Annotated in this window: 11 protein-coding genes; 8 read left to right on the forward strand and 3 right to left on the reverse strand. The window is 65.7% G+C overall.

Features of this window, described 5'->3' with window-relative positions:
- Positions 1–46 precede the first annotated feature (46 nt).
- From ACYCVF_RS09365 to hemC, 3 genes are read left to right on the forward strand one after another with little or no spacing between them, the layout of a single operon-like run.
- On the forward strand, positions 47–637 hold the full coding sequence (locus ACYCVF_RS09365) for a TetR/AcrR family transcriptional regulator (RefSeq protein WP_459601880.1): 591 nt from the start codon (positions 47–49) through the stop codon (positions 635–637).
- Positions 638–690: 53 nt separating this feature from the next.
- The gene (locus ACYCVF_RS09370) at positions 691–2316 is read left to right on the forward strand and encodes a GMC family oxidoreductase (RefSeq protein WP_459601882.1); all 1626 of its coding nucleotides are present in this window, start codon (positions 691–693) and stop codon (positions 2314–2316) included.
- Between the two features lie 25 nt (positions 2317–2341).
- A complete protein-coding gene (gene hemC, locus ACYCVF_RS09375) occupies positions 2342–3322 on the forward strand; it encodes a hydroxymethylbilane synthase (RefSeq protein WP_459601884.1) in 981 nt (326 codons plus the stop codon).
- Between the two features lie 174 nt (positions 3323–3496).
- Here hemC and hemE read toward each other — a convergent pair whose 3' ends face one another.
- Complete coding sequence (gene hemE / locus ACYCVF_RS09380) at positions 3497–4531, reverse strand: uroporphyrinogen decarboxylase (RefSeq protein ID WP_459601886.1); 1035 nt, start codon at positions 4529–4531, stop codon at positions 3497–3499.
- Positions 4532–4634: 103 nt separating this feature from the next.
- Between hemE and ACYCVF_RS09385 the strand changes: the two genes are divergently transcribed.
- Both ACYCVF_RS09385 and ACYCVF_RS09390 read left to right on the forward strand, forming a co-directional pair.
- A complete protein-coding gene (locus ACYCVF_RS09385) occupies positions 4635–4850 on the forward strand; it encodes a hypothetical protein (RefSeq protein ID WP_459601888.1) in 216 nt (71 codons plus the stop codon).
- 172 nt (positions 4851–5022) lie between these two features.
- Positions 5023–6927: a diguanylate cyclase domain-containing protein gene (locus ACYCVF_RS09390; protein ID WP_459601890.1), complete on the forward strand. Its 1905-nt coding sequence runs from the start codon at positions 5023–5025 to the stop codon at positions 6925–6927.
- 9 nt (positions 6928–6936) lie between these two features.
- Here the strand turns inward: ACYCVF_RS09390 and ACYCVF_RS09395 are convergent, their stop codons facing one another.
- Together ACYCVF_RS09395 and trhO are read right to left on the reverse strand one after the other, a co-directional pair.
- The gene (locus tag ACYCVF_RS09395) at positions 6937–7155 is read right to left on the reverse strand and encodes a SlyX family protein (RefSeq protein WP_459601892.1); all 219 of its coding nucleotides are present in this window, start codon (positions 7153–7155) and stop codon (positions 6937–6939) included.
- Positions 7145–7927 carry an oxygen-dependent tRNA uridine(34) hydroxylase TrhO gene (gene trhO / locus ACYCVF_RS09400; RefSeq protein ID WP_459601894.1) on the reverse strand — a complete coding sequence of 261 codons (783 nt, stop codon included), beginning with the start codon at positions 7925–7927 and terminating at the stop codon, positions 7145–7147. Before trhO ends, ACYCVF_RS09395 begins: the two co-directional genes overlap by 11 nt.
- 196 nt (positions 7928–8123) lie before the next feature.
- Here trhO and ggt point away from each other — a divergent pair, with 196 nt between their 5' ends.
- The 3 genes from ggt to ACYCVF_RS09415 all read left to right on the forward strand — a co-directional run bounded on the left by ggt (position 8124) and on the right by ACYCVF_RS09415 (position 11504).
- Entirely contained in the window at positions 8124–9710 is a 1587-nt protein-coding gene (ggt, locus tag ACYCVF_RS09405; protein WP_459601896.1) for a gamma-glutamyltransferase, read from the forward strand.
- Positions 9711–9868: 158 nt separating this feature from the next.
- On the forward strand, positions 9869–10483 hold the full coding sequence (locus ACYCVF_RS09410) for a (2Fe-2S)-binding protein (RefSeq protein ID WP_459601898.1): 615 nt from the start codon (positions 9869–9871) through the stop codon (positions 10481–10483).
- Positions 10484–10487: 4 nt separating this feature from the next.
- Positions 10488–11504, forward strand: coding sequence for an FAD binding domain-containing protein (locus tag ACYCVF_RS09415; protein ID WP_459606545.1), 1017 nt, complete (start codon positions 10488–10490; stop codon positions 11502–11504).
- Position 11505: the final 1 nt, after the last annotated feature.

The raw sequence follows: 11505 nt of genomic DNA on the forward strand, positions 1-11505 counted from the left end.
ATCGGAACGCCTCCTCGACCGGGAGAGGCGAAACTCAGACGGGCTGATGGCGAAACAGGCGGAGAGACGGGCGGCGACCACGGAAGCGATCCTGACGGCGGCGCGCCGCCTGTTCGGGACGCAAGGCTTCGCCGCCACCACCATGGACGAGATCGCGGAAGGTGCTTCCGTCGCCAAGGGCGCGGTCTATCATCACTTCAAGACCAAGGAGGCGGTGTTCGAAGCGGTGTTCGACCACGTCTCGCGCGACCTCGTCGCCGAGATCGACCGCACGGCACGGGCCGAGAAGGATGTTCTCGCTGCGATGGTCGCCGGCACCCAGCATTACTTTGCGGCGACCGCGAAGGGCCCGACCGGCCGGATCATCTTGCGCGACGGTCCCGCCGTGCTCGGCTGGGAACGCTGGCGCGAGATCGATGCCAGGCATTTCGGCGGCAAGCTGCCGCGCGCGATTGCGGCGGCGATGGAGGCTGGCCTGATTGCGCGGCAGCCGGTCGAGCCGCTGGCGCGGCTGCTGCTCGGCGCGGTGACGGAGGCCGCGGTCGCCTGCGCCGGGCGCTCGGATATCGCAAGGGCCGGCGCGGAATATGCCCGTGCGTTCAAGTCGCTGGTCGAGGCGCTGCGCGTGCGCGAATGATTGTGCTAAGTGAACGACGGAAACGCCCACACCAACAAAAAGAACAGTAGTGCATGAACGCAAATTCTTCCCTCACGCCGTCCGATCCCGAATTCGACTTCATCATCGTCGGCGCCGGCTCCGCCGGCTGCGTGCTCGCCAACAGGCTCTCGGCGAACGGCAAGCACAGCGTGCTGTTGCTCGAAGCCGGCCCGAAGGATTCCAACATCTGGATCCACGTCCCGCTGGGCTACGGCAAGCTGTTCAAGGAGAAGACGGTCAACTGGATGTATCAGACCGAGCCGGAGCCCGAGCTGAAGGGACGCCAGGTGTTCCAGCCGCGCGGCAAGACGCTGGGCGGATCGAGCTCGATCAACGGCCTGCTCTATGTCCGCGGCCAGCACGAGGACTACGACCGCTGGCGCCAGCTCGGCAACACCGGCTGGGGCTATGACGACGTGCTGCCTTACTTCAAGAAAGCCGAGAACCAGTCGCGCGGCGCCGATCAGTATCATGGCACGGGCGGTCCGCTGCCGGTGTCCGACATGATCGTGACCGATCCGCTGTCGAAAGCCTTCATCGATGCCGCAGTCGAGACCGGTCTGCCCTACAACCCCGACTTCAATGGTGCCACGCAGGAAGGCGTCGGCCTGTTCCAGACCACGACGCGCAAGGGCCGCCGTGCCTCGACGGCCGTGGCTTATCTCGGCCCCGCCAGGACGCGCGGCAATCTCAGGATCGAGACCTCCGCACACGCTCAGCGCGTCCTTTTCGAAGGCCGCCGCGCGGTCGGCGTCGAGTATCGGCAAGGCGCGGACTTGCGCCGCGCGCGAGCACGCAAGGAAATCGTGCTGTCGAGCGGAGCCTATAATTCGCCGCAGCTCCTTCAGCTCTCGGGCGTCGGTCCCGCCGATCTTCTGCGCAAGCACGGCATCGACGTCGTGCTGGACGCCGCCGGCGTCGGTCACGATCTCCAGGACCACATGCAGGTCCGCATCGTGATGCGCTGTTCGCAGAAGATCACGCTGAACGACACGATCAATCATCCGCTTCGCCGGACCATGGCCGGCGCACGCTATGCGCTGTTCCGCAAGGGCTGGTTGACGATTGCGGCCGGCACCGCGGGCGCGTTCTTCAAGACCAGCCAGCGGCTGGCGTCGCCTGACATCCAGGTGCACTTCCTGCCATTCTCGACCGACAAGATGGGCGAGAAGCTGCACGATTTCTCCGGCTTCACCGCTTCGGTCTGCCAGCTCAGGCCCGAAAGCCGAGGGACCTTGCGCATCAAGAGCGCCGACCCGACCGAGCCGCCGGAGATCCGCATCAACTACATGTCGACCGAGACCGACCGCACCACCAACGTCGAGGGCCTCAAGATCCTGCGCAAGATCCTGAACGCGCCGGCGCTGAAACCGTTCGTGGTCAGCGAGTACGACCCGGGCGGGAAGGTATCCACGGATGCCGAGATACTGGATTATTGCCGGGAGCGCGGCAGCACCATCTACCATCCGACCTCGACCTGTCGTATGGGCAACGACGCGCTCGCGGTGGTCGATCAGCGGCTGAAGGTGAGGGGGCTCGAAGGCCTTCGCGTCGTCGATGGTTCGATCATGCCGGACCTCGTGTCCGGGAACACCAACGCGCCGATCATCATGATCGCCGAAAAGGCTTCCGACATGATATTGGAGGATGCGCGCTGAGCACGCGTCCCGGATGGAGAACGACTTGGCTACACGACTCAAGATCGGCACCCGCAAGAGCGCGATGGCGCTGGCGCAGACGGAAGAGATCGCCCGCCGCCTGACCGCCGCGATGCCGGACCTCGACGTCGAGATCGTCAAGTTCGACACCACGGGCGATATCGACCAGACCAGCAAGCTCTTGCCGCACGGCGGCAAGGGCGGCGCCTTCGTGGCGCAGATCCGCGCCGCTGTGCTGTCGGGCGAGCTGCAGGCGGCAATGCATTCACTCAAGGACATGCCGGGCAACGAGGACACACCCGGCCTCGTCATCGGCGCGACGCTGTCGCGCGATCCGCCGAGCGACGCGCTGGTGCTGCGCGATGGCGTGACCCTGGAGGCGCTGCGTCAGTCCCGCGGCAAGGGTTTCAAGATCGGCACGAACGCGGTACGCCGGGCCGCCTATGCGCGGCGGCTGTTCCCCGATGTCGAGATCATCCACTTCCGCGGCGCTGCCGACACGCGCGTGCGCAAGCTCGACAACGGCGAAAAGCAGCGCCTGCCGGATGGCGGCGCGGTAGGGCCGGCCGATGCGCTGATCATGGCCCGCTCGGGCCTCGACCGCGTCGGTCTTGCGCACCGCATCGCATATGAGTTTACCGCGGCGGAGATGCTGCCGGCGGCGGGGCAGGGCATCGTCGCCGTCGAATGCGCGGCGCAGGACTGGCAGACGCGGCAGATCCTGTCATCGATCGACGATCCCGCCGCGCACGCCTCGGCCGATGCCGAGCGCGAGGTGCTTTGGGTGCTCAACGGTCACTGCAATTCGCCCGTCGCGGGCTTCTCGACCATCGCAGGCGATCGGATGTCACTCGCCGCCTCCGTGCTCGACCTCTCCGGCAACACCATCATCGAAGCCTCGCGCTCAGGCCCCGCCAACCGCCCGCGTGAGCTCGGGCGTGCCGTGGGATTGGATTTGCTGGCGAAGGGAGCGGCCGAGATCATCGAGCGCAGCCGGCCGCGCTGATTGGCCTGCCTGTGAAACTACGACCGGCGATGATGTCATCGTGCGCCTGTTTTGCCCGACGTGTCAAACGCGCGGGACGAGCCATGCCAGCCTAAAGTTTTCAATGACTTGTCTACTGTGCATGGGGTTGTTTTCGCAGTTTTTGTTTTGCCGCTCCCGAAGAGACGAAATAAATCAGCCCCGTACGCGCTTGATCATCTGCTCGACATGGGCGATCGGCGTTTCCGGCTGGATGCCGTGGCCGAGATTGAAAATCAGCCGCCCTTGCGCAAAATTCGCCAGCACGTTGTCGACCGCGCGGTCGAGCGCGACGCCGCCTGTGATCAGCACCAGCGGATCGAGATTGCCCTGCACGGCGACCTTGCTTTGCACGCGCTCGCGGATGAAGGACGGCTCCGCGGTCCAGTCGATGCTGACGGCGTTGACGCCGGTTGCCTCGACATAGCCGGGCAGCAGCGCGCCGGCGCCGCGGGGGAAGCCGATGATCTTCGCGTCCGGCACCTTGGCCCTCACGCCCTCCACGATGCGCCGCGTCGGCTGGGTCGACCAGCGCGCGAACTCGGCCGGCGGCAATACGCCAGCCCAGGTATCGAAGATCTGTAACGCGTCGGCGCCGGCCGCGAGCTGCGCCAGCAGATATTCGATCGAGCTGTCGACCAGCACATCGATGATCTTCGCAAAGGCCTCCGGATGCCGGTAGGCCATCATCCGCGCCGGCGCCTGGTCCGGCGTGCCGTGGCCCGCGACCATGTAGGTCGCAACCGTCCAGGGCGCACCGCAGAAGCCGATCAGGGCCACCTTGGGATCGAGCGTGCCGCGCACGATCTTCAGCGCCTCGAACACCGGCTTGAGCTTGCCGAAGTCGGCCTGCGCGGCCAGCGTCGCGACCTTGGCCGGATCGTCCAGCGGCTCGAGCCGTGGGCCTTCGCCGACCTCGAACCGCACCGAGCGACCGAGCGCATAGGGGATCACCAGAATGTCGGAGAAGATGATCGCGGCATCGAAGTCGAATCTGCGGATCGGCTGCAGCGTCACCTCGGCGGCAAGCTCCGGGTTGAAGCAGAGATCGAGGAAGCCGCCAGCCTTGGCGCGTACCTCGCGATACTCCGGAAGGTAGCGCCCGGCCTGGCGCATCATCCACAAAGGCGGGATAGTCTGGCGCCGGCCGGAGAGCACGTCGATGAAAGGTTTCGTCGGAGACTGGGGCACGAATGATCCTGCAGACGGTTATGGCTCCTGATACACCGCCAGCCCGCGGCGGAACAGGGGAACCAGCGCGACAGGGCTGCGTTGACAGCCCATGGAGGAAATCATGGCTGAGACATTCAACCCCGCGCCGCACGATAAGCACGCCGTCGACCCGCACGAGGCGCTCGCTGCCGACCGCAACACCAAGCTCGACGCGGGGCTGCAGGACACGTTCCCGGCCTCGGATCCCGTCAGTGCCGCGCAGCCGACGCCCTCGAAGGCCGATGCGGATGCCGACCAGCCCTCGCTCTGGGAGAAGGTTAAGGCCATCTTCAGCTAGCGGGTCCGGGCGCCGGATTCCGATAGGTTCGCTAGCGTCTTGTTAGCGATGAGATGATCCGGTCCTCCGTAGGACTACTGGAAATCCGGACGCGTGCCGCGTATTGCGGCGGTGCCTTCAGGGTTCGATAACAGAAGCGGCAGAGGTTCCGGCAATCGGAGACCACTGCCGCATGAACGCCGTTTCCCCACGAGCTGGATGGAGCCGCCTGCCGCTGCGCGCGGCCGCCTTCGTCGTGCTCACGTGCGTGGCCATCTTGGGCGTCAGCGGCTGGCGCGAATGGAGCGCCCGCGACTCGATGCTCAGGAGCGCCGAAACGGAGTTGGCAAACGTTGCGCGTTCGCTGACCCAACATGCCGAGGACAGCCTCGATCTCCTGGATTCCGGCATTGTCGGGGTCGTCGGCCGGCTGGAGATCGACGGCACTGGTCCCGAGACGATCGGGAAGCTCGGTAGAATCCTGGAAGCGCGTAAGCAGGCGATACCGCGGATCCACGGCCTCGCCGTCCTCGACGATCAGGGCAACTGGCTGACCTCGCCCGGCACGATCGGCTCCACGCTCAGCGATGATGCGTTCTTCCGCCAGCATCAGCTTTCCGCGAAACGAGAGCCTTATGTCGGCCGCCCCGTGAAGAGTCTGCTCGACGGCGAGTGGGTGGTCACTCTGTCGCGCCGGTTCAACAAGCAGGACGGCAGCTTCGGCGGCGTGGTGCTCGCGACCATCAGCTCCAGATATCTCTCGCACTTCTACGAGCAATTCGAGCTCGGCCGCAACAGCTCCGTTGCACTGACGCATGGCGACGGCATCATCATCGCACGCAATCCAGGCAACGAGAAGTTCGTCGGGCGCAGTGTTGCGGACACCGCGCTCTTCCGCGATGCCAGCCTGCAACGGCCGAGCGGAGCCTTTCATTTCGAATCGCCGTTGGATGGCGCCGAGCGCGTCAGCTTCTTCTGGCGCAGCGGACGGTATCCGCTCGTCCTGGTGGCCACGCTGGACAAGAAGGCGTTGCTCGCGCCCTGGCGCGCCGCCGCCATCTCCCGCATGCTCTACGTGCTCGCGCTGGTTATGCTGATCGCGGTCATCGGCGGCGTACTGGTGCGGCAGTTGCACCGTGGGCAATGCATGGCCGTCGCGCTCGCCGAAACCGAGGCCCATTTCCGCCTGCTTGCCGAAGGCTCCAGCGACATGGTGACGCGCATCGGACAAGACGAACGGCTGCGCTATGTCTCACCGTCGTCGGTCCGCGTCGTCGGCTGGCGCCCCAATCAGTTGGTCGGCACGCCGGCTCTTGCGGGTATCAATCCGGAGGATCTGCCGGGGGTCCAGGCGATCGTCGATGCGATCAAGCGCGGCGAGAAGGAGGAGGCGCGTCTCACCTACCGCAACTCGCACCGGCTGAACGGCGAAATCTGGCTCGAATCGACCATGCGGGTCACGCGCAAGGACAATGGCCGTGTCGATGGTGTGGTCGCGATTTCCCGCGACATCACCGAGCAGAAGAAGCTGGAAACCAGGCTCGAAACGCTCGCGACCGAGGACAGCCTCACCGGCCTTGCCAATCGTCGCCACTTCGACGAGCGGCTCAAGGAGGAGTGGGCGCGCGCCTATCGCGACCGATCCAGCCTCGCTTTGCTGATGATCGACGTCGACCACTTCAAGGCCTACAACGACGAATACGGCCATCCCGCGGGCGATGCCTGCCTGCGCCTGATCGCAAAGATCATCGCCGCCGAGGCGCATCGCGTCGGCGATCTGGCGGCGCGCTATGGCGGCGAGGAATTCGCCATGCTGCTGCCGAACATCGACGCCGCCGGCTGCGCCGCGGTCGGCGAGCGGATCCGCAGCGCCATTCACGAGGCAGGCCTCGTTCATCGCGCCAATCCTGCTTCTGGATTCGTCACCGCCTCGGTCGGCGGTGCGACCTGCCGGCCGGCGCTGGAGCGCACGGCGGGAGTGGTATCGCTGGTCGAAGCCGCCGACCGCGCGCTCTACGCCGCCAAGGATGCAGGCCGCGACCGCCTGATGATGTCCGGCGAGCTCATGAGCTTGCTCCCCAAGGCGTCCGGCCAGTAGAAACCCCTCTCAATAATGCGGCGGAGGCTCGTTGGCAGGCCCGGGCGCATTTGCCTCGGCCTCCTGGAGTCGCTCGTTGAGCTGCGTGATCTGCCGCGTCAGCGTGTCGATCTGCTTCCACTGCGCGGTGATCGTCTGGTTCAACGTCTCGATCGTGTCGTCCTGGTAGGCGAGGCGCGTCTCCAGCGTGTCGATGCGATCGCTCAGCGCCTTGATCTCATTCGTCACGGCCGTGCTCCATTTCCTGTTTGAGCAAGCCTCGTTCGCGCAAACCATGGCCGAGCGCCACGCGCTCGTCGAACACGAAGCATTCGCCGCGCCAGCGGCTCTCCGCCTCCGGCACCTCCTCCAGATATTTGAGGATGCCGCCCTTGAGGTGATAGACCTCGGCAAAGCCGCGTGCGAGCAGGTGTGCGCTCGCCTTCTCGCAGCGGATGCCGCCGGTGCAGAACATCGCGATCCTGCGGTGCTTGGCCGGATCGAGCTCGACTGCGGCGAATTCCTTGAATTGGCCAAAGCTCTTGATGCCGGGATCGATCGCGCCCTCGAATGTCCCCATGGCCACTTCGAAGGCGTTACGGGTGTCGAGCAGCAACGTGTCGGGCGCCGCAATCAGCGCGTTCCACTCGGCGGCATCGACATAGGTGCCGACCTTGCGGGTCGGATCGGCAGCCGCGTCACCGAGCGTGACGATCTCCTTCTTCAGCCGCACCTTGAGCCGCCCGAACGGCATCGCCTCGGCGGCCGAGAACTTCAATTCGAGATTGTTGAGCCGGCCGCCGAACAGGTCGCCGTGCGCGAGCCCATGGACGAACGCATCGATCGCCTCCGGCGCACCGGCGACCGTGCCGTTGATGCCCTCCTGCGCCAGCAGCACGCTGCCCTTCAGCTCGAGGTCGGCGCAGAAGGCGCGTAGCGGCTCGCGCAGCTCGCGGTAATCCGGGAGGGCGACGAATTGATAGAAGGCCGCGACCTTGGCGGCTGAACTCGGACCAGACATGGCGGCCCGTTTAGCAGGCGGCAGCCATCCGGAAAACCCGCATGGCGGGCAGCGCAGAAAGGTCCATACGCGCAGCGGATGGCAGCCATTTTCCTGGTATGCCAGCATTGCCCCGCCGGGCCGGAATGTGTCATGTAGACGCGGTTTTCGAGATGGTGCGCCACCCGCGCCGACGGCCAAGAGAGCAAGACATTCGATGAGAAACTTTCATTTTCCCGGCAGGTCCACGGTCCACGCCACCAACGCGATGGTGGCGACCTCGCATCCGCAAGCCTCGCTCGCGGCGATCGAGGTGCTGCGCGAGGGCGGCACGGCGGTGGACGCGGCCGTTGCCGCCTCTGCCCTGCTCGGCGTGATCGAGCCGCAGTCGACCGGCATCGGCGGGGACTGTTTTGCGCTGATCCAGCCGCGCGGCGAGGGCAAGATCATCGCCTATAACGGCTCCGGCCGCGCGCCCAAGGCGGCGAACGCCGACTGGTATCTCGAGCGCAAGATCAACTCCGTGCCGCTGACCTCGGCGCATGCGGTCTCGATTCCCGGCGTGATCGACGCCTTCGCGACGGTTCTGCGCGACCACGGCAAGTTCGGTTTCGATCGCCTGCTTCAGCCCGCGATCAAGGCCGCCGAGGAAGGCTATGTCGTCGCGCCCCGCATCGCCTTCGACTGGAAGAACCAGTTCGAGAAGCTGAAGAATGGCACCAATACCGTGCGCTACCTGTTGCCGGGCGGCAAGCCGCCGGTGGTCGGCGACGTCATTCGCCAGGCCGAGCTTGGCAAGACCCTGCGCGCGATCGCCAAGGACGGCCGCGACGCCTTCTACAAGGGCGCGATCGCGGAAGACATGGTCGAGACCCTGCGTTCGATCGGCGGCCTGCACACGCTCGACGATTTCGCTGCGCATACCACGGAGGTGACGACGCCGATCGGCACCATGTACAAGGGCCACGACGTCTGGCAGTGCCCGCCGAACGGGCCCGGCCTCACCATGCTGCTGATGCTGAACATCCTGTCGCGGTTCGACCTGACGAAATACGCGCCCCTCAGCACCGAGCGCTTCCATCTCGAAGCGGAAGCAGCGCGCATCGCCTACATGCATCGCGAGTTGCACGTCGCCGATCCCAAGCACATGCAGATCGAAGTCGCCAAGATCCTCGCCAAGGAGTTCTGCGACGAGCATATCGCCAAGATCCGCATGGACGGCATGCTCGACCTGCCGAACGTCGCGCCGCCGATGAACCCGTCGACCATCTACATCACCGTCGTGGACAAGGACCGCAACGTCTGCTCGTTCATCAACTCGATCGCGCACTCCTTCGGTTCGGCCATCGTCTCCAACAAGACCGGCGTCCTGTTCCAGAACCGCGCCGGTGGCTTCCGCATCCAGCCGGGTCACCCGAACTGCATCGAAGGCGGCAAGCGTCCGCTGCACACGATCATGCCGAGCCTGCTCACCAAGGAGGGCCGCTCCGTGATGCCGTTCGCGGTGATGGGCGGCCAGTATCAGCCGGTCGGCCAGACCCGCGTGCTGACTAACATCCTGGACTACGGCTGCGACGTGCAGGAGGCGATCGACATGCCCCGCGGCCTGCACTACGAGGGCCAGTACCAGCTCGAGGACAGCGTGCCGGCCGCGATCGTCGAGGGCTTGAAGAAGCTTGGTCACAAGACCACCAGCGTGGTCGGCCCGCTCGGCGGCGCCCAGGCGATCTGGATCGACTGGGACAAGGGCACGCTCACCGGCGGCTCCGATCCGCGCAAGGATGGCTGCGCGCTCGGCTATTGAGCTGAGGTTCCGCCCACACGATCAGGAAAAGTTGACGAAGGGCGGCGCGGCATTTGCTGCGCCGCCCTTTTGCGTTCGGAACTGCACTCATTGCCCCAAGTTAAGGGGCGATGAGCGGCGCAGGCGTGCGCCTTGCAGATTGCGGCGGAGGCCGGCCCATGTCCGACAAATCAAGTTCCACGACATCCCGATTCGATCGGCGCGCCTTCTTGGCCGGCGCCGCTGGCGGTGCACTGGTTCCGATGACGGCGCGTGTGGCTGCACAGGATGCGAATGCGCCTCTGGCGCAGGATCCGTCGCTTCCGGTCGAGGTCACGCTGAGGGTGAACGGCAAGGACAAGCGCCTGCACATCGACCCGCGCACCACGGTGCTCGACGCACTGCGTGAACATCTCAAGCTCACCGGCAGCAAGAAGGGTTGTGACCACGGCCAGTGCGGCGCCTGCACGGTTCTGATCGACGATCGCCGCGTCCTGTCGTGCCTGACGCTCGCGCTCGCGGCCGAAGGGCAGGAGATCACGACGATCGAGGGTCTTGCGACCGACGACCGCCTGCATCCGATGCAGCAAGCCTTCATCGACAACGACGCCTTCCAGTGCGGCTATTGCACGCCCGGCCAGATCATGTCCGCGGTTGCCTGCGTCAAGGAAGGACATGCGAACAGCGAGGTCGACATCCGCGAATATATGAGCGGCAACATCTGCCGCTGCGCTGCCTATCCCAACATCGTCGCCGCCGTGAAGCAGGCCGCGCCCGAAATCATGAAAGGCTAGGCGCATGCGACCGTTTTCGTACCGGAGAGCATCGGACCCCGATATGGCCGTGCAGGCGCTCGGCGCCGCAGCGGCCACCAACGATCCGCTGACGAAGGCGACAGCGCAACCGCTCGCCGGCGGCACCACGCTGATCGACCTGATGAAGCTCGACGTGATGCGGCCCGCCGCGATCGTCGACATCAATCCGCTCGCGCGCGACTGGTCGGCGATCGAGCCGAAGGCAGACGGCTTGCGGCTCGGCGCGCTCGCAAGGATGTCCGACGTGGCCGCGCATGCTGAAATCCAGCGCAGCTACCCGGTAATCTCTGATTCGCTGAAGCTCGCTGCCAGCGCCCAGCTGCGCAACATGGCGACGCTCGGAGGCAACGTGATGCAGCGGACGCGTTGCAACTACTTCCGCGATGTCTCCTACGAGAATTGCAATAAGCGCAATCCCGGCTCCGGCTGCGCCGCCATGGACGGCGTCAACCGCATGCATGCCGTGCTCGGCGTCTCCGACCAGTGCATCGCCACCTATCCCGGCGATTTCGCCCAGGCCCTGATTGCCCTCGATGCGGTGGTCGAGATCACCGGCAAGGCCGGTACGCGCAGCATGCCGTTCGCCCAGCTTCACAAGGCGCCGGGCAACACGCCGGACATCGAGACCACGCTTGCCCCCGGCGAGCTGATCTCGGCCTTCTCGATCCGGGGCCGGTGGCCGCGCTCGGTATACCTCAAGGCGCGCGACCGGCAGTCCTATGAGTTCGCGCTGTCGTCTGCTGCAATCGCACTCGACGTACAGGACGGCACGGTCAGGGACGCGCGCGTCGCCCTCGGCGGCGTCGCCACCGTGCCTTGGCGGGCGCGCGAGGCAGAGGCGCTATTGAAGGGACAGAAGTTTGACGAAGCCATGGGACTGCGTGTGGCCGACGCCGCCTTTGCGGCCGCCCGCGGCCGACGGCACAACGGCTTCAAGATCGCGCTCGGCAAGCGCGTGGTGGCTCGCGCGCTCCAGCAAGCCGTAACGATGGAGATCTGAC

The organism is Bradyrhizobium cedriense (genome assembly GCF_054602315.1).